Here is a 16,820-nt window from a genome sequence, read left to right on the forward strand (position 1 = left end):
AGGCGGCGGTTCCGTCGACAACCCCCGGCTCGGCAACCCCCGCCTCGGCGCCCCCCGCGCCGGGCTGGCCGCCGCAGCACGACCAACAGCCGGGGTACGGCCCACCCCCGGGGTACGGCCCGCAACCGGGACAGGGCCCGAGCTGGGGACCACAGGCTGGCCCCCCTGGCTGGGGCCCGCAGGGCGGTCCGCCGGGCTGGACTCCGCCGGGTGCCCCTCCCGGCTGGGCGCCTCCGGCCGGTCATCCCGGCTGGCCCGGACGACCGCCCGAGCCGCGACCGCACGGCCTCCGGCTGGCCGGCTACGGCCGGAGGTTCGTCGCCCGGCTGATCGACTTCGGCCTCGTCTTCGCACTGAACGTGGTCGTCAACGGCTGGTTCGTCTGGCGTTGGGCACAGGAGTGGGCGCCGTACTGGCAGGAGGTCTTCCGGCGCGCGGCGCGGGGTGACTCCTCCGCCGAGGGCCTGCCGATGCCCGGTGAGCAGGCCGGTTCCCTGCTGGTGGCGATCCTGCTGATCGCCACCGCGCTGTGGCTGGCGTACGAGGTGCCGACCATGGCCTCCGGCGGGCAGACCGTCGGCAAGCGGGTGATGCGGATCCGGGCGGTGCCGATGGCCGCCGACCAGCCGCTGGGCGTCCGCCGCGCGCTGAGCCGGTGGAGCACGCTGGGCCTGCCAACCCTGCTCTGGTACTGCGTCGGGCTCGGCCTGGTGCTGCAACTGGTCGATGCTCTCTCCCCCCTCTTCGACCACCCCCTGCGTCAGGCGCTGCACGACAAGCGCGCGCAGACGGTGGTCGTCGAGGTCCCCTACCGCACCGATGCCGCCCCCTCGAACGACCAGCCCCCGGGAGACACCCCATGACCGACTCCGGACGTCACCAGCCGGCGCTGCGGCTGACCCGCGTCGACCTGGACGCCCTGCCCAGCTACGTGCCGGGGCGCAGCCCCGCCGACCTGGCCCGCGAGTTGGGCCTGCCGGAGGCCATCAAGCTGGCCAGCAACGAGGTGCCGTACGGGCCGCTGCCCGGCGTGGTGGAGGCGGTCACCGAGGCGATCACCACCTCGCACCGCTACCCGGACATGGGCGTGGTCGCGTTGCGCGACGCGCTGGCCCAGCGGTACGGGGTGGACGCGGACCGGATCGCCACCGGCTGCGGTTCGGTGGCGCTCGCCGAGCACCTGGTGCGGGCCACCTGCCTGCCCGGTGACGAGGTGCTGTACTCGTGGCGGTCCTTCGAGGCGTACCCGATCATCGTGGCGACCAGCGGCGCGACAAGCGTGCGGGTGCCCAACGACGCCGGGCACGGGCACGACCTGGCGGCGATGGCCGCGGCGGTGACCGACCGGACCCGGGTGATCTTCGTCTGCAACCCGAACAACCCCACCGGTACGGCGGTGCGCCGAGCCGAGCTGGACCGGTTCCTCGACGCGGTGCCGGACGACGTGCTGGTGGTGATCGACGAGGCGTACCGGGAGTTCGTCACCGACCCGGAGGTGCCGGACGGTCTCGACTACCTGGACCGGCCCAACGTGGCGGTGCTGCGCACGCTGTCGAAGGCGTGGGGGCTCGCCGGGCTGCGAATGGGTTGGCTGGTTGCCCAGCCGGTGGTGGCCGCCGCCATCCGTAAGGTGGCGACCCCGTTCTCCAGCAGCACGGCAGCTCAGGCCGGGGCGCTCGCCGCGCTGACCCAGGCCGCCGAGATGGAGCGCCGCTGCGCCCTGGTCGTCGCCGAGCGGGACCGGGTCACCGAGGCGATGCGCAAGTTCGTGCCCGAGGTGCCGACGAGTCAGGCCAACTTCGTCTGGCTACCGCTGGCCGAGCGGGCCGTGGCGTTCGGCAAGGCGTGCGAGTCGCGCGGGGTGATCGTGCGGCCGTTCGCCGGGGACGGGGTTCGGGTCACCATCGGCACCCCGGCCGAGAACGACGCGTTCCTGGCCGCCGCGGAGGCGGCGCTGACCTGAGCAACGGCCGGTCGCCTGTGACCAAGTCGTGACGGATGAGCCGTTTGTCCGGTTTCGTCCTTGGTTTGCCTTATCTTGCGAAGTAGCCAGACGTGCCGAGGATCGCGTCCGGCTCACTTCGAGAACGGGGTAAACCACAGTGCGTACTGCCAAGATCTGTCTGGCCGGGGCGGCCGCCGCGGCGATGGTGGGATTCCTCGCCGCGCCGGCTGCCGCCGCGCCCACCGACACCACCGACACCACCTTCGAGGTTCTCGCCGGCACCCTCGACATCGTCGCGCCGGCCACTGCCGACCTCGGTGACGGCGCCCCCGGTGGCGTCATCACCGGCCAGCTCGGCGTGGTGACGGTGACCGACTCCCGAGGTGCCACCGACGCCTCCTGGGTCGCCTCGGTGACCGCGAGTGTCTTCCAGACCGGCGGCGGCTCACCGCCCGAGACGGTCCTCCCCGAGGAGATCGACTACTGGTCCGGCCCGGAGACGGCGACCACCGGCAACGGCACCTTCACGGCGGGGCAGGCCACCGCCGGCAACGCCCAGCCGCTGTCAAGCGTCACCCCGCTCACCGCGTTCACCCACAGCGGCGGCACCGGCGGCAACACCGCCAGCTGGAACCCCACCCTGGAGGTCAACGTCCCGCTGGACAGCATCGCGGGGATCTACACCGGCACGGTGACGCATTCCGTGGCGTAGCCGCCGGGGGCGGTCGACCATCGCGGTCGCGCTCGCCCTGTTCTGCCTCGCCGGTCCGGGTCTGTCGACCCGGGCCGGCGCGGTCGAACCGGATGCGGGATCGGACGACGGCGCCATCGGGATCCGGTTGCTGGAGGCCCCGACCGAGCGCCGCACCGACCCCCGGGCGCTGCGCTACATCGTCGACCACCTGCCGCCGGGCACCACCATCAAGCGGCAACTGCTGATCGTCAACCGCACCGACCAGACCCGGCGGGTCGACGTGTATCCGGCGGCCGCGACCCTCAAGGATGCGGCGTTCCACTTCGGTGAGGGTCGCGCCGAGAACGAGCTGACCTCGTGGGTCACCCTCGACGAGCGCTCGGTGGAACTGGGTCCGTGGGGCGAGACCCGGGTCCGAGCGACCATCACGGTGCCGTCGGCCGCCTCCCGGGGCGAGCGCTACGGGGTGGTCTGGGCGTCCACCGCCTCAACCCCCCGGGCCGGCGGCGAGATCATGCAGGTCCACCGGGTCGGAGTCCGGATGTACCTCGACATCGGGCCCGGTGGCGAACCCCCCTCCGACTTCTCGATCGGTGAGGTGCGCCCGGCCCGCAGCCCCGAGGGCGAACCGTCGCTGACCGTCCAGGTCAGCAACACCGGGGGCCGTGCCGTCGACCTGACCGGCGCGGTCGCCCTCACCGACGGCCCGGCCGGCAGCCGGGCCGGCCCGTTTCCGGTCGGGCAGGGCGTCACGCTCGCACCGGGCGCGTCCGGGCAGGTCATCGCCCGACTTCCGGCCGCGTTGCCGAACGGCCCCTGGAAAGCCGAGGTGAACCTGGAGAGCGGCCTGGTGAAGCGGAGCCTCACCGCGCAGATCACGTTCCCCGACGCTGGTCAGGTCGGAAAACGGGGCAGTGTCATCTCCCGAATCGTCTCCGGATGGACGGTGGCGGCGGCCGTCGCGGTCCTGCTGCTGGTCGTCGGCCTTGCCGTACTGGCCCGCCGTTCCCGGTCCGGTCGGCCTCCCACCGGCAGTCCGAGGGAACGCGTCGCGGCCGGTCGGTGACCGTGCCTACAGCCCGGCCCCGGTCAGCTCGGCCGCCTCCGGGGGGCGGCGAACCACCCGACGACGATCAGGGCTGCGCCCAGCACGGCGAGCAGCAACACCGACCCGCCCGGCCCGGTCACCGGCAACTCGCCGCCGTGGCTGGGCGGGGGTTGGGGTGGCGCCGTCGGCGTGGACGTGGGTGGCGGTTGGGTCGGGGGTGGGGTGGGCGACGCCGGCACGATCTCGAAGGTGACCCCGGTGTCCGCCGACGACTCGGCCCGGGCGGCGCTGATCCCGCGCGCCGAGGCAGGGTCGGCGGCGGCCAGCACCGGCGACACCGCCAACGCCAGGCTCGCGGTGGCGGCGAGCGCGCCGCCCACCAGGTAGTTGGCTGCTGTCCTGGCCATGCGCCGACCCCTTCCACCGGAAACCCGAACCGTGAAAAACATACCCTTTTAGGACAAAGGGAATGAACTGGTTGGGTGTTCCGACGTCGAAGACGCCACGATCAGGTGGCGGCCAGGATCACCGTCTCCCCGGTGTAGTAGTAGCGCCGATCGTCGCCGGAGGGGTCGACGGGCTTGCGGAGCCGCTCGACCGCGACGAACCCGTCCTCGGCCGTCACCGCTCCGGGTGCCCAGCCGGTTCCGTCCGAGCCGACATTGAGCACGAAGCGGGACAACTGCCCACCGGTCACCGGATCCAGCGTCACCAGCTCGTTCGCCTCGGTCAGCAGGTGCACCCGGCCCGACTGCCCGGCCAAGACCCGGGCCGCGCCCAGGCCCACGGACCGCCACAGCTCAGTGCCCGTGCGCGCGGATCGACCCACCGCGACCCCGTCGAGCACGGCGACGGACTGCTCACCGACCAGCACGGCGCCGGCCGGGTCCAGCGTCGGGGCGGCGACCGGCGGGCCGGCACCCAACAGCCAACCCCGACCACCCTCGTCGCCCGGCCCGGCGGTCCGCAACCCCAGACAGTCCGACCGGCCGGTACGACAGCCGAGCGGCGTCACCACCAACGCGTCCGGGCCGTTCGGCGGTCGCCAACGCTCCCGCACCGCGCCCGTCGCCGCGTCCCGCAACTCGACCGTGGCCGCCCCGGCGCAGGCGTCCAGACCGATCAGCTGCCCGGCGGCGGTGGTGCCGACATCGCTGCGGCACCTCCCCGGCAACTCGACCCGCCACAGCTCCCGACCGCCGCTCAGCTCGACCCCACGCGCCTGGGCCTCCCCGCTCACCACCAGCACGACCCGCCCGTCGGGGAGGTCGGTGAGCTGGAGCCCGGGCGCATCCCAGACCGTCGCCGCCCAGGTCCGCCGCACCACCGCCGTGCTCTTGGCGGGCTTTGGGCCGTCGGTTCGCCAGAGCACCCCGCCCGTCCGGGCGTCCAGTGCGACAAGTTGCCCGTCCGACCAGCGGCTGACCACCGTGCTGCCGCTGGCCACCACCGCGGTCAGCTCCGCCGGCCACCGTCGGTACGACCAGTACGGGCTGGTCCGGTACCGCCCGTCGACCGGCCGGTCGGCGTAGACCTGGCGGTGTGCGGCGTACACCCGCAGCCTCCCGTCGACGATCAACGGGGCGACCGGCAACCGGCCGATCACTCCGGCGGCCGGTCGGGCCGGGGCCGGATAGTCGGCCCGCGCCACCGTGCTCACCTCGGCCGGCGCGAGGACCCGGTGCACGATGACCGCGACGGCCGCCGTCGCGAGCAGCGCCGCGACCGCGATCACGAGCCGTCGCCGGCCTCTCGGGAACCTCATGCCGCACCTCCGCCCGGCACCCTACCCAGCGGAGAGGGCCGGGCCCCGTTCAGGTCACGGCGAGGGCTGACCGGCTGGTGTTCAGGCGGCTTCGACGGTGCCGGTGGCACCGGCCGCGACGGCCAGGTCGGCGAGATCACGCCAGAGGGCCGCCTCGACCGCCCGCGCGGCCAACCGCCGAGCAGCAGCGCCACCACCCGACCGTACGGAGCGGTCGGCACCGCCTCCTGGGTGACGGTGACCGCTGTGCAACCCCGACGGCGGCGGCGAACCGGCCGCAGGCTCCAGGTGATCCGGTAGTCCGCGCCGGCACCGGAGGAGCAGAGCACCAGTCGCTGCGGCGCGAACGCCTCGACCACCAGGAACTCCTCGGTCAGCGTGCCGCCGCCCGGCTGGACGCGCTCCTCGCGCCAGGAGGTGCCCGGCCCGAACGAACCCGGCGTGAGCACCTCGATCGGGCCGGCTGCGGTCAGCCGGGCCGCGCGGCCGGGCAGGTCGGTCAGCAGACGCCAGACGTCGACAGCGTGCGCCTCGATGATCCCGGTAATCGCCACCGTCGACATGCCACCCCTCCCCGTGTCCCCGACGGTACGCGGAGTGAGGGCCGGACGGGGCCCCCGGGACGGAATTTCCACCACCCGGAGGCCACGTTGTCCGATTGGACGGTCGCCTCGGCACCGGTCGTCGTCGACCGGTGCCGAAGCGCCGGTCAGCGTTCGAAGCGACCGGCCCGAATCGCACCGATGAACGCTGTCCACCCCGGCGGGCTGACCGCGAGTGTGGGACCGGCCTGGTCCTTGGAGTCGCGGACCCCGACCAGACCATGGACATCGACCAGGTTGTCCGCCACTTCCACGCAGAGCCCCTGGTCGTTTGAGCGGCTGCTGGTACGCCAGACCGCGCCCGCAAGATCGTGCATCGTCGTTACCTCCGTGTGCGTCGGGATTGCCCCACCGCTGACGGCCGGGCAGAACCCGGCTCGGATTGCGCGGCGTGGCAACGGAATCCGGACGATCAACGGATCAACAAGGGCCGGTGATCGCACAGCCGGTGCGATCACGGGTCCCGTGCACGAGACGGATGGCGGTTGCCCGCTCAGCGGGCCGGACGAACCGTGCCGGATACCTCACCGAGGGCGATGGTGGTGCCGTCCGGGCCGGGGGCGGTGGCCGTGATGGTCACCGTGTCGCCGTCGTCGAGGAAGGTGCGGCTCTCACCGCCCACCTTGACCGGCTCAGCCCCTCCCCAGGTCAGTTCCAGGAAGGACCCGACCTGCCCCCGGTCCGGGCCGGAGACGGTGCCGGAGGCGTACAGGTCGCCGGTACGCAGCGAGGCACCGTTGACGGTGAGGTGCGCCAACTGCTGCGCGGGGGTCCAGTACATGGTGGCGAACGGGGGCTCGCTGACCTGCTCGCCGTTCCACTCCACCGACAGGCGGAGGTCCAGACCCAGGTGCGGCACGTCCCGCAGGTAGTCGACCACCGGCGGGTCCTGGTCGGGGGCCGGCACGAAGGCGTCACCGAGCGCGTCCAGCGGCGTCACCCAGGCCGAGACCGAGGTGGCGAACGACTTGCCCAGGAACGGGCCGAGTGGCTGGTACTCCCAGGCCTGGATGTCCCGGGCCGACCAGTCGTTGACCAGCACCACACCGAAGACGTGCTCGGCGAAGTCGTCCACGGAAACCCGATCGCCCATCGCGCTGGGTACGCCCACCACGAAGCCGACCTCGGCCTCGATGTCGAGGCGTACCGATGGGCCGGTGACCGGGCCCTCGGCGGAGGCCCGCTGCCCGGTCGGCCGGGTCACCGGCGTGCCGGAGACGACAACCGTGCCGGCCCGCCCGTGGTAGCCGATCGGCAGGTGCTTCCAGTTGGGCAGCAGCGGCGGCTGGCCGGGGCGGAAGATCTGCCCGACGTTCGACGCGTGGTGAACGGATGAGTAGAAGTCGACGTAGTCGGCCACCTCGATGGGGAGCAGCAGTTCCACGTCGTCGAGGGGCACCAGCAGTGGCTCCACCGCGGCCCGGTGCGCCGGGTCGGTCAGCAGCTCGGTGATCCGCTGCCGCACCGCCGTCCACTGCGGACGGCCCAGCGCCATGAAGTCGTTCAGCACGGGCCGGCACAGCGTGCCGGCGGCCAGCACCAGCTCGGCGGCCTCCGCCGCGGCGAGGTCGAAGACCCAGGACCCGATCCGTACGCCGATCCGCGACGGACCCCCGTTCTGCCGGAACACCCCGTACGGCAGGTTCGTCACCCCGTACGGCGAACCGTCGGCGCCGGTCACCCAGGTCATGCGTCGTACCCCCCGTTCACCAGCCCAAGCCGGATCAGATCGGTAAGTGGTTCCAGGATGCTGCACGAGCCGAAGCCCACCCACAGGGGGCGAGGCGCGTCCAGCCGGGCCGTCGCGCGCTCCACCAGGGGACGCGGATCGACCATGGTCAGCAGCTCGGCGACCGAGCGCACGCCGTCACCGTCGGCGGCGGCCAGGGTCGCGGCCAGCACGTTGGCGTAGCCGTGGTGGGTGAACCCGGTCTCCGGGTCCAGGTGGCGTACCGCCTGGTGCAGCCCGGCGGTGAGCTTGAACGGCAGCGCCCGGTCCCGGCAGGCGCAGATCACCGTGGCCAGCTCGGTCGGGGTGGGGAAGAGTTCGGCGGCCAGGCCGCCGGTGCGGAACTTGGCCGCGATCGGCACCCCGTCGGCCCGCGCGGCGACCAGCGCGTCCAGCGCGCCCATCAGCCCGAAGGTCAGCGGCAGCTCGGCGTAGACGGCCTCCACGCCCGGTAGCGCGTCGGTCAGCCGCAGCAACTCGGCGATGCCGGGCAGCGGGTCCTCACCGCGCTTGGCGACCGCCACCTCGACCTGACGCGCGGTGACGCCGTCCGGGGCGAGAAACGACAGCGCGAACGGCAGGTTCCCGACCCCGGTGTCACCGATCACGCCGACCACCAGGCCCTCGCCCGGGTCGACGAGACCGCTCAGCTCACCGGCGGCCACCTCCGAGGCGGGGATCAGCAGCGGGCCGACCAGGTCGGCGTACCAGGCGGCGCGGTGCTGGCGGTGGGCGGCCAGGGCGTCGGGCAGCGCGGCGCTGCCCGGCGGGAAGACGGCGGCGTCGTCCACCAGGCCGTGGAGGAGTGCGGGCACCTGCGTTGACACGGAACAAGAATGTACGGGACGCTACGAGGAACGGACAACAGCGTCCGATTATCGGACGCCTTCGGCCGGTGAACGGGACATATCGGGAGGCGAGATGCCGTATTACCGCAGCGTCGGCGAGGTGCCGCGCAAGCGCCACACCCAGTTCCGGCAACCCGACGGCAGCCTCTACGCCGAGGAGCTGATGGGCCAGGAGGGCTTCTCCTCCGACTCGTCCCTGCTCTACCACCGGTACGCGCCCACCGCGATCCTGGCCGCCGACGAGTTCACCCCGCCCGCGTTCACCCGGGCGCCGAACCTGCCGCTCAAGCCCCGCCACCTGCGCACCCACAAACTGGACACCGGCGGCTCCGACCCCGTCCTCGGCCGGCAGTACCTGCTCGCCAACGACGACGTACGGATCGGTTACGTCCTCGCCGACCGGCCCTCGCCGCTGTTCCGCGACGCCACCGGCGACCAGTGCCTCTACGTCGAGTCGGGCACCCTGCGGGTCGAGTCCCCGTTCGGGGTGCTGGACGCGGTCGCCGGCGACTACGTCGTCATTCCCACCTCGACCATCCACCGGCTGGTGCCCACCGGCGACCAGCCCGTCCGGTTGCTCGCCGTCGAGGCGTCCGGGCACATCGGCCCGCCCAAGCGCTACCTCTCCGTACGCGGCCAGTTCCTGGAGCACTCGCCGTACTGCGAGCGGGACGTCCGCGGCCCCGACGCCCCACTGCTCGTCGACGGCGAGGAGGTCGAGGTGCTGGTCCGGCACCGGCGCGGGTGGACCCGCTACGTCTACGCGCACCACCCGTTCGACGTGGTCGGCTGGGACGGGCACCTCTACCCGTGGGCGTTCTCCATCCACGACTTCGAGCCGATCACCGGCCGCATCCACCAGCCCCCGCCGGTGCACCAGACCTTCCAGGGGCCCAACTTCGTCATCTGCTCGTTCGTGCCGCGCAAGGTCGACTACCACCCGCAGTCGATCCCGGTGCCGTACAACCACCACAACGTCGACTCCGACGAGATGCTCTTCTACACCGGGGGCAACTACGAGGCGCGGCGCGGCTCCGGCATCGAGCAGGGCTCGATCTCACTGCACCCGTCCGGCTTCACCCACGGCCCCCAGCCGGGTGCCGCCGAGCGTTCCATCGGCGCGGACTACTTCGACGAGTTGGCAGTCATGGTCGACACGTTCCGCCCGCTGGATCTGTGCGAGGCCGCCAGCGCCTGCGAAGACGAGGGATACGCCTGGACCTGGGCGCGTCGCGGTTAGCGGATGGCGGTTCTGGTGAAGACGGCGAACTCGGCCACCGCCGTGACGGCGATGGCCAGCACCAGGGGCCACGGGGTACCGACCATGGCGTACACCAGCAGCAGCAGCGGCGCGGCGGCCACGGCGTAGATGGCCAGGGCCATCGCGCGGTCCGCGTGCAGCAGGGCGGGCAGGACGGTCCGGGTCAGCCCCGGCAGCCGGGCCGCGAGCTGCCAGACGACGATTCCGCCGGTGAGCGCGGCGAGCACCGCCAGGATGCGGGAGAACCCGTCGCCCGCCGACGCCGCGAACGCCACCAGCACCGCCGCCACCAGCGACCAGCCCGCGCCGTAGAGCACCAGGCGGTGCAGCCCGTACGCGAGGGTCCGTGGCGAGTCGATCCGGCTCGGGCTGACCGTCACCGCTTCGGCGACGTGCTCCAGCGCCTCCGACCAGCGGCGCTGCTCCAGCCGCATGACCCCCACGTCGTGGCCGGCCTCGCCGATGCGCGGGTCGAGCCGCAGCGCCTCCCGGTAGGCCCGCTCGGCCAGGTCGAACAGGTCCAGCCGGGCGGCGACCAGGCTGAGCACCAGGTGCGCCTGCGGCTCCTGCGGGGCCAACTCGACACCGCGCCAGGCCGCGTTCAGCGCCGGCTGACCGTTGCGGGCGCCGGCCAGGATCGCCGCCGCGCTCCGCTGGGCGTACGCGTCGGTCGGGCCGAGGGCGATGATCCGGTCGGCGGTGGCCGCCGACTCGCTGTAGCGCTCCAGGTCGGACAGGGCCATGCCTCGGGCGACCAGCGGCGGCAGCGCCTCCGGCGCGGCGGCCACGGCCGTGTCGGCGGCGGTGAGCGCCTCGGCCGGGCGGTCGGCGGCCAGGTGCACCCGGGCCAGCATGGTGAGCGCGTCCACGTCATCCGGTTGGAGGGCCAACCCGTAGGCCAGCTCGCCGGCCGCCTCGTCGTAGCGGCCGAGTTCGGCGAGGAGTTGGGCCCGCTGGACGTAACCGTCGGCGGCGGACTGGTCGGGTGCGGGGTCGCTGGACATCGCGGCGAGCTTAGGCGGCCGGCGCGTCGTACACCAGAGCCACCGCGACCCCGGCCAACCCTTCCTCGCGGCCGGCGAAGCCGAGCCCGTCGGTGGTCGCCGCCGAAACGGTGACCGGGGCACCGACCGCGGCGGAGAGGACCTCCTGCGCCTCCGCACGACGCCGGCCGATCTTGGGGCGGTTGCCGATGACCTGCACGGACACGTTGCCGATCTCCAGGCCGGCGGCCCGCACCCGGCGGGCCGTCTCGGTCAGCAGCGCCACCCCGGACGCGCCGGCCCACTCCGGCTGGCCCACCCCGAAAGCGGAGCCCAGATCACCGAGCCCGGCGGCGGAGAGCAGCGCGTTGCAGGCGGCGTGCGCGGCCACGTCGGCGTCCGAGTGCCCGGCGAGACCGTCCTGGTCAGGCCAGAGCAGCCCGGCCACCCAGCAGGGCCGGCCCGGCTCGAACGCGTGCACGTCGGTGCCGATGGCCACCCGGGGAACGATCATGATCAGAGGGTACGCGTCAACCGGCCGCGGCAAGCAGGTGCTCGGCCAGGGCCAGGTCGAACGGTCGGGTGATCTTCAGGGCGTACTCCGAGCCGGGCACGCAGCTCACCGCGACGCCCTGCTTCTCGACCAGCCCGGCGTCGTCGGTGAGGGAGTCACCGGCCGCGGCGTGCGCGGCGCTGAGCACGGCCCGACGGAAACCCTGCGGGGTCTGCACCGCGCGCAGGGCGGACCGGTCGACGGTGCCGAGCACCACCTCGTCGGCACCGACTTCCTTGATGGTGTCGACGACCGGCAGGACCGGGATCACCGCGTCACGCCCGCCACGGACCGCCGCCGCGACGGATTCGACCAGCTCAGGAGGGGTGAGCGCGCGGGCGGCATCGTGCACCAGGACGATCGTCGGGCCGGCGGGCACCGCGGCCAGCGCGGCGGCCACCGACGCCTGCCGTTCCGCACCGCCGGGCACCACGATCACCGGTGCGACCGGGGCCAACAACTCGCGGACGGCCTGCACCTCGGCGGCCGGCGCGGCCACCACGATGGTGTGCACCGAGGGCGCGGCGGCCAGTCGACGCACGGCGTGCACCAACAGCGGCTCACCGGCGAGCAGGCGCAGCGCCTTGGGTCGGCCGGGGCCGAGCCGTACGCCGGCACCCGCCGCAGGCACGAGGACCGCGACGTCACCGCGCGGATTGAGCTGCGCGGTCACGTCGCGGTCCTCGGTGGTTTCTTCACTACGGAGTGGGTACGACGATGCTGTGCGGACTAGGCCTCGGTGAGGACCTTGTCGAGCAGCGTCTCCGCCTCATCCTTGGTGCTCTTCTCGGCCAGCGCGACCTCGCCGACGAGAATGTCGCGGGCCTTGGCGAGCATCCGCTTCTCGCCCGCAGAGAGGCCCCGCTCCCGCTCCCGGCGCCACAGGTCACGCACGACCTCGGCGACCTTCAGCGGGTTGCCGGAAGCCAGCTTTTCCAGATTGGCCTTGTAACGCCGCGACCAGTTGGTCGGCTCCTCGGTGTGCGGAGCCCGCAGAACGTCGAAGACCTTACCGAGGCCCTCTTCGCCGACCACCTCACGGACGCCCACGATCTCGGCGTTCTCGGCCGGCACCCGGACCGTCAGGTCACCCTGCGCGACCCTCAGGACGAGGTATTGCTTAGGCTCGCCCTTGATGACCCGAGTCTCGATTGCCTCGATGAGTGCGGCCCCGTGGTGGGGGTAAACAACGGTCTCGCCGACACTGAAAACCATAGGTTCGAAACCCCTTTCGCTGTGTCTAGGGTAACACGCTCAGGCACCGATGTCTCACCGATGTCCTGACCGTTGGCGCAGCTCAGGGGCCCTGTGAGAGGTCTTGCTTCAGCTTGACAGGCGGTCAAACCGATGGTTCGAACACGCTCCGTAACGCACAAATGACTGCCCGGTACGGGTGAACAGAACGTCGAGATCAAGGGCTATGCGCTCCTCCCATGGTAGCCCGGCCAGCAGGACCGCGCCCAGATGTAGCGGGAGGAGGCCCTGGTGCGCGACCCTGGAGACCGAGCCGCACTCCGCTCTCGAGACGCTTCCAGGAGGTCCGATGGGCAAGCCGGACGCAGAGGGTCACGGGCCAGCCGACGGCCTGCCCGGCCTTCCGCCCGAATGGGGCCGCGTGGTGGTTCCCGACGACGCCTCCGCGCTGGCCGCCGAGGCCGCCCAGGTCCGCCGTGAGCTGCGCCGGGCCACCGGCCTCCCGGGGGGCGGTCACCGGGCTCTGGCCCTGCCGCTGCTGGTTCTGCTGGTGGCGGTCCTCACCACGCTGGCCGGTCTGCTGGTGGTCACCTGGCCCCGGGCCAACCGCGGCACCGACCGGCCGACCCCGGCCCCCTACGCGCCGCCCGCGACCCTCACCGGTCGGGCGCTGCCCGCACTGGACCTGGTCGACGCGGACGACGCGCCCGTGCCCCTGCGCGGCCTGCTACCCGCCATGATCATTCTGCTGGACGGCTGCCCCTGCCCGGACCGCGTCACCGACGCCCTGGCGGCCGCGCCCGCCGGCGTCTCCGTGGTCACCGTCACCGGAGGCCGGACCGTCCCGGCCGGGCCCACCAGCGAGCGGCGGGCTCGCGCCTTGGCCGACCCCGCCGGAGGGCTCCGCTCGTTCCTCGGTCAACCGGCCCGCCCCGGCGCAGCGACCGCCCTGCTGGTCGACCGGGCCGGCACGGTGACCCGGGTGCTGCCCGAGCTGGGCACGGTCGAGACCTACCGGAACGACCTGAGCGCCCTGGCGGCCTGACCCGCCGCGCCTACCGGGGCAGGGCGACGAGCTGCGCCTGGATGTCGATGGGCCGGTCGACGGCCGACAGCGACAACCGGAACGGCCCGCCACCGGGCAGCACGTCGGCATGGGCGATCGTGCCGTCGCAGTCGATGCGCGCGGGACCGTTGATCTTGGCTTCGGTGCTCGTCACCGCCAGCGCGCCTGCGCGGGTGCACCGGTACTGGAGCAGGTAGCGGGCGCCGTCGTTGCCGGCCTGCCGGGTCAGCCCCTGACCGGGAGCGAGGTCCCGCTCCTCCCGCCAGATCGTCTCCTGGAACGACGGCAGGTCACCCGCCGGGAAGAGCACCGCGGGATCGCCCTCGATGTCGGTGATCGAGCCGGTCGCCGGGTCGATCACCACCCGCGAGTCGCTGCGCACCCGGAGGACCTCGCCGGTGTTGGGGTCCATCCGCACCGTCACCCGCTCGTCGGGCTCCTCAACCGCGAGGAGACGTTCCATCGGGGTGCTGACGCTCGGCCCGACCGATGGCACCGCCGCCGCCGAAGGGACAGCCGCCCCGGCCGTCGACGCGGGCGCGGCGGCACGCCACCACCCGGCACCGACGACCAGGACGGCCACCGCGGCACCAAACAGCACCACCGAGCGCAGCCGGTCGTCCGCCGTCGCATCCACCCTCCGAGCGTACCGGCCGGAGGTTCAGTCCTGTCGATCGAGCAGGGCGGCGTACAGGGTGAGGCCGGGGCCGAAGGCCAACATGACGACGCGTCGAGCCGCCGGGGTCGCCCGACCCAACCGGTCCAGGATCAGCAGTACGGTCGGCGACGAGCAGTTGCCGTGCTCGTCCAGCGTCGCCCGGGACGCCGCCAGCCCCAGCGGGGGCAGCGCCAACTCCCGCTCGACCACGTTGAGGATCCGCGGCCCGCCCGGGTGCACCGCCCAACCGTCCACCTCGGAGCTGGTGACGCCGTGCCGGGCCAACAGGTCGTCGACCAGCCCGCGCACGTGCCTCGACAGCACCTGCGGCACCTTCGGCGACAACCCCATCCGGAACCCCGCGTCGGTGACGTCCCAGGTCATGTGGTCGGCGGTCGAGGTGTCGGTGACGGCGGTGACCTCACGCACCGCGTACCCCCGGCCGCCCGGAACGACCACGGCGGCGACCGCGGCGTCCGAGAAGAGCGCGTGGGAGACGATCTGCTGGGTGTCCACCCGGGCGCTGGACGGCTGGATGTGCAGGCTGGTCAGCTCCGCGCAGAGTAGTAGCGCCGGACGCCCCCGGGCGGTGACGAAGTCGCTCGCCGCACCGAGCCCCGGCAACGCCGCGTAACAGCCCATGTGGCCGATGAACATCCGCTGGGTGTCCGCGGCCATGCCCAGGTCCCGGGCGAGCAGGATGTCCAGCCCGGGGGTGGCGTACCCGGTGCAGGAGCAGACGATGAACAGCCCGATGTCACCGGCGCTCAGCCCGGCCGCAGTCAACGCGCGACCCACCGCCTCCTTTCCCAGCGGTAGCGCCTCCACCTGGTAGCGGCGCATCCGGCGCTCGGTCGGCCAGTCCGAGACGTCCTCCAGCAGCGGGTTGACCGCGGCCTGCCGCCGGGTCACCCCCGAGTTGGCGAAGATTCGCTGGGCCAACGACCGGGTGGTGCCGGAGAAGTGCCGGGAGAAGAAGCCCTCCCACAACTCGTCCTGCGAAGCGGACGGCGGCTGCGCTGTCCCGAGCCCCGCGATCACTGGTACGAACACGATCCCCACCTCTCGTCAGATGCTGTCCTCCCCCTGGCCGTCCCACCAGCCACCTCGGCTGGTCGTTCTTCCGTGCGAGCCCGGTGCCGCGGGCTCACCAACGTGGTGCCGATCCGTCACGATCCGGGTCGCCGCCCAGCGCGGCGATGCCGAGCCAGTCGGCGCAGACATCCGACGTGGCCGGGTGCAGCGAGCCGCAGCGGGCGTCGCGGTAGAGGCGCTCCAGCGGATGACCACGGCGGGTCGCCGAGGTGCCCGCCGCCTCCAGCACCGACGCCGCCACCTCGGCGGCCGTCGTCCCGGCGAGCAGCTTGGCCCGCCACACCCAGCGGTTGGTCTCCTCGTCACCGGGCGCCTCGTCCACCCGGCGGGCCGCCTCGGCCACCACCAGCTGCGCGGCGGCCGTCGCCGCGTCCGCCCGACCCAGCCGGGCCCGCACCGCCGGCAGGCCGGCCAGGTTGCGGGCGTTGAGGTGCTCGGCCGCCGCGTCGATCGCCGCACGGGCGACCCCCACGTAGACGGCCGCGTAGCTGGCCACCAGCCAGTGCGGCATCAGCTGGGCGACCACCAGCGCCAGCCCCTCCACGCCACCGAGCAGCCGGTCGGCGGGCACGGTGACGTCCAGGTGCAGGTCGTGGGAGGAGGTGGCGCGCATGCCGAGCGAGTCCCAGGTCGGCTCCACGGTCAACCCGTCGCCGGCCGGTACCAGGAACTGTGAGACCACCGACTGGTCGGCCGCGCTACGCGCCGCCACCAGGTAGCCGTCCGCGTGCCCGGCGCCGGAGCAGAAGGTCTTGCTGCCCTTGAGGTGCCAGCCCCCGTCGACCGGCTCGTACGCCGTGGTCAGCTGGGACAGCCGCGCGCCCGCGCCACGCTCGCTCATCGCGACCGCGTACCAGGAGCCCTGCGCCGCCGCGCTGAGCAGCCGGTCCCGGGCGACAAGCGCCTCGTCCGGTACGCCCAGCGCCTCGGCCAACTCCTCGGTGACCGCGCCCAGCGCGCCGGTCACCGACGCGTGCATGTTGAACACCAGGGCGGTCGCACCGTTGCCCCGGGCAAGCTCAGTGGCCACCGCGGCGTACTCGGCGAAGGTGGCGCCCAGGCCACCGAGCGCCCGGGGCACCATCAGCCCGAACAGTCCGGCCTCGCGCAGGTCGGCGAAGTCGTCCACGGGGAAGGAACCGTCCCGGTCGTGCTCGGCCGCCCGCGCGGCGAACCGCGGCGCCAACCGGCGTGCTGCCTCAAGCGCGTGCACCGTCATCTCGTCCCCTCCTTGGCGTTCCATACCCCGCCACGGCCTGACTATCCTTTGCGGACCCCCCGGCCCTGGTAGAGCACGGCGGTGGACCGGGTCGGCACGATGCGCGGCGGGCGGCCGGCGGGCACCGCACCGGGCGTTCCGGCGGCGCGGGCGCGGCGCA

The 16,820-nt window shown here is 73.2% G+C and carries 18 protein-coding genes and 2 pseudogenes; 6 read left to right on the forward strand and 14 right to left on the reverse strand.

What is annotated here, in order from left to right; genetic code table 11:
• From PSH25_RS14495 to PSH25_RS14510, 4 genes are all read left to right on the forward strand, one after another.
• A partial coding sequence (locus tag PSH25_RS14495) for an RDD family protein (protein WP_238659597.1) occupies positions 1-863 on the forward strand: 863 nt, incomplete at its 5' end.
• The gene (hisC, locus tag PSH25_RS14500) at positions 860-1,963 is read left to right on the forward strand and encodes a histidinol-phosphate transaminase (RefSeq protein WP_238659598.1); all 1,104 of its coding nucleotides are present in this window, start codon (positions 860-862) and stop codon (positions 1,961-1,963) included. The genes PSH25_RS14495 and hisC, both read left to right, overlap by 4 nt.
• A gap of 139 nt (positions 1,964-2,102) precedes the next feature.
• Positions 2,103-2,657, forward strand: a complete 555-nt coding sequence (locus PSH25_RS14505; RefSeq protein ID WP_238659599.1) for a hypothetical protein — start codon at positions 2,103-2,105, stop codon at positions 2,655-2,657.
• Positions 2,658-2,784: 127 nt separating this feature from the next.
• On the forward strand, positions 2,785-3,705 hold the full coding sequence (locus tag PSH25_RS14510; protein ID WP_238659600.1) for a hypothetical protein: 921 nt from the start codon (positions 2,785-2,787) through the stop codon (positions 3,703-3,705).
• Positions 3,706-3,728: 23 nt separating this feature from the next.
• Here the strand turns inward: PSH25_RS14510 and PSH25_RS14515 are convergent, their stop codons facing one another.
• The 6 genes and pseudogenes from PSH25_RS14515 to PSH25_RS14540 form a co-directional block, all read right to left on the reverse strand.
• Positions 3,729-4,094, reverse strand: coding sequence for an LPXTG cell wall anchor domain-containing protein (locus tag PSH25_RS14515; RefSeq protein WP_238659601.1), 366 nt, complete (start codon positions 4,092-4,094; stop codon positions 3,729-3,731).
• A 101-nt stretch (positions 4,095-4,195) separates the two neighbouring features.
• Positions 4,196-5,452 (reverse strand): outer membrane protein assembly factor BamB family protein, encoded by a 1,257-nt coding sequence (locus PSH25_RS14520; protein WP_238659602.1) that lies wholly within the window; start codon positions 5,450-5,452, stop codon positions 4,196-4,198.
• An 81-nt stretch (positions 5,453-5,533) separates the two neighbouring features.
• A pseudogene (locus tag PSH25_RS14525) lies at positions 5,534-6,015 on the reverse strand (SRPBCC family protein).
• Between the two features lie 146 nt (positions 6,016-6,161).
• Positions 6,162-6,371: a DUF397 domain-containing protein gene (locus PSH25_RS14530; protein WP_030327888.1), complete on the reverse strand. Its 210-nt coding sequence runs from the start codon at positions 6,369-6,371 to the stop codon at positions 6,162-6,164.
• 176 nt (positions 6,372-6,547) lie between these two features.
• The gene (gene fahA / locus PSH25_RS14535; RefSeq protein WP_238659603.1) at positions 6,548-7,744 is read right to left on the reverse strand and encodes a fumarylacetoacetase; all 1,197 of its coding nucleotides are present in this window, start codon (positions 7,742-7,744) and stop codon (positions 6,548-6,550) included.
• A complete protein-coding gene (locus tag PSH25_RS14540; protein ID WP_238659604.1) occupies positions 7,741-8,610 on the reverse strand; it encodes a hypothetical protein in 870 nt (289 codons plus the stop codon). Before PSH25_RS14540 ends, fahA begins: the two co-directional genes overlap by 4 nt.
• Before the next feature lie 94 nt (positions 8,611-8,704).
• Between PSH25_RS14540 and PSH25_RS14545 the strand changes: the two genes are divergently transcribed.
• On the forward strand, positions 8,705-9,871 hold the full coding sequence (locus PSH25_RS14545) for a homogentisate 1,2-dioxygenase (RefSeq protein WP_238659605.1): 1,167 nt from the start codon (positions 8,705-8,707) through the stop codon (positions 9,869-9,871).
• On the opposite strand, the gene PSH25_RS14550 is transcribed toward PSH25_RS14545, so the two are convergent.
• The 4 genes from PSH25_RS14550 to PSH25_RS14565 are packed head-to-tail and all read right to left on the reverse strand — an operon-like array spanning position 9,868 to position 12,643.
• Positions 9,868-10,896, reverse strand: coding sequence for a tetratricopeptide repeat protein (locus PSH25_RS14550; protein ID WP_238659606.1), 1,029 nt, complete (start codon positions 10,894-10,896; stop codon positions 9,868-9,870). The two genes, PSH25_RS14545 and PSH25_RS14550, sit on opposite strands and share 4 nt — an antisense overlap.
• 10 nt (positions 10,897-10,906) lie before the next feature.
• On the reverse strand, positions 10,907-11,392 hold the full coding sequence (ispF, locus tag PSH25_RS14555; RefSeq protein ID WP_196924679.1) for a 2-C-methyl-D-erythritol 2,4-cyclodiphosphate synthase: 486 nt from the start codon (positions 11,390-11,392) through the stop codon (positions 10,907-10,909).
• A 13-nt stretch (positions 11,393-11,405) separates the two neighbouring features.
• Positions 11,406-12,101, reverse strand: a complete 696-nt coding sequence (gene ispD, locus PSH25_RS14560; protein ID WP_238659607.1) for a 2-C-methyl-D-erythritol 4-phosphate cytidylyltransferase — start codon at positions 12,099-12,101, stop codon at positions 11,406-11,408.
• A 56-nt stretch (positions 12,102-12,157) separates the two neighbouring features.
• Positions 12,158-12,643, reverse strand: a complete 486-nt coding sequence (locus PSH25_RS14565) for a CarD family transcriptional regulator (protein ID WP_007073334.1) — start codon at positions 12,641-12,643, stop codon at positions 12,158-12,160.
• A 328-nt stretch (positions 12,644-12,971) separates the two neighbouring features.
• Between PSH25_RS14565 and PSH25_RS14570 the strand changes: the two genes are divergently transcribed.
• The gene (locus PSH25_RS14570) at positions 12,972-13,667 is read left to right on the forward strand and encodes a hypothetical protein (protein ID WP_238659608.1); all 696 of its coding nucleotides are present in this window, start codon (positions 12,972-12,974) and stop codon (positions 13,665-13,667) included.
• Positions 13,668-13,677: 10 nt separating this feature from the next.
• On the opposite strand, the gene PSH25_RS14575 is transcribed toward PSH25_RS14570, so the two are convergent.
• From PSH25_RS14575 to PSH25_RS34185, 4 genes and pseudogenes are all read right to left on the reverse strand, one after another.
• The gene (locus PSH25_RS14575; RefSeq protein WP_238659609.1) at positions 13,678-14,325 is read right to left on the reverse strand and encodes a hypothetical protein; all 648 of its coding nucleotides are present in this window, start codon (positions 14,323-14,325) and stop codon (positions 13,678-13,680) included.
• 24 nt (positions 14,326-14,349) lie between these two features.
• Positions 14,350-15,408 carry a type III polyketide synthase gene (locus tag PSH25_RS14580; protein WP_372492795.1) on the reverse strand — a complete coding sequence of 353 codons (1,059 nt, stop codon included), beginning with the start codon at positions 15,406-15,408 and terminating at the stop codon, positions 14,350-14,352.
• A gap of 85 nt (positions 15,409-15,493) precedes the next feature.
• Positions 15,494-16,660: an acyl-CoA dehydrogenase family protein gene (locus PSH25_RS14585; protein WP_238659611.1), complete on the reverse strand. Its 1,167-nt coding sequence runs from the start codon at positions 16,658-16,660 to the stop codon at positions 15,494-15,496.
• Between the two features lie 41 nt (positions 16,661-16,701).
• Positions 16,702-16,820: pseudogene (locus PSH25_RS34185) on the reverse strand (bifunctional 3-demethylubiquinone 3-O-methyltransferase/2-octaprenyl-6-hydroxy phenol methylase); the annotation flags it as partial.

It is taken from the genome of Micromonospora foliorum (assembly GCF_022229015.1).
GTDB lineage: Bacteria > Actinomycetota > Actinomycetes > Mycobacteriales > Micromonosporaceae > Micromonospora > Micromonospora foliorum.

Excerpts from the sequence above, each read along its gene's own strand:
- hisC (WP_238659598.1), top strand. The coding sequence starts at position 860 with ATGACCGACTCCGGACGTCACCAGCCGGCGCTGCGGCTGACCCGCGTC.
- PSH25_RS14515 (WP_238659601.1), bottom strand. The coding sequence starts at position 4,094 with ATGGCCAGGACAGCAGCCAACTACCTGGTGGGCGGCGCGCTCGCCGCC.
- PSH25_RS14520 (WP_238659602.1), bottom strand. The coding sequence starts at position 5,452 with ATGAGGTTCCCGAGAGGCCGGCGACGGCTCGTGATCGCGGTCGCGGCG.
- PSH25_RS14530 (WP_030327888.1), bottom strand. The coding sequence starts at position 6,371 with ATGCACGATCTTGCGGGCGCGGTCTGGCGTACCAGCAGCCGCTCAAAC.
- fahA (WP_238659603.1), bottom strand. The coding sequence starts at position 7,744 with ATGACCTGGGTGACCGGCGCCGACGGTTCGCCGTACGGGGTGACGAAC.
- PSH25_RS14545 (WP_238659605.1), top strand. The coding sequence starts at position 8,705 with ATGCCGTATTACCGCAGCGTCGGCGAGGTGCCGCGCAAGCGCCACACC.
- PSH25_RS14550 (WP_238659606.1), bottom strand. The coding sequence starts at position 10,896 with ATGTCCAGCGACCCCGCACCCGACCAGTCCGCCGCCGACGGTTACGTC.
- PSH25_RS14565 (WP_007073334.1), bottom strand. The coding sequence starts at position 12,643 with ATGGTTTTCAGTGTCGGCGAGACCGTTGTTTACCCCCACCACGGGGCC.
- PSH25_RS14570 (WP_238659608.1), top strand. The coding sequence starts at position 12,972 with ATGGGCAAGCCGGACGCAGAGGGTCACGGGCCAGCCGACGGCCTGCCC.
- PSH25_RS14585 (WP_238659611.1), bottom strand. The coding sequence starts at position 16,660 with ATGACGGTGCACGCGCTTGAGGCAGCACGCCGGTTGGCGCCGCGGTTC.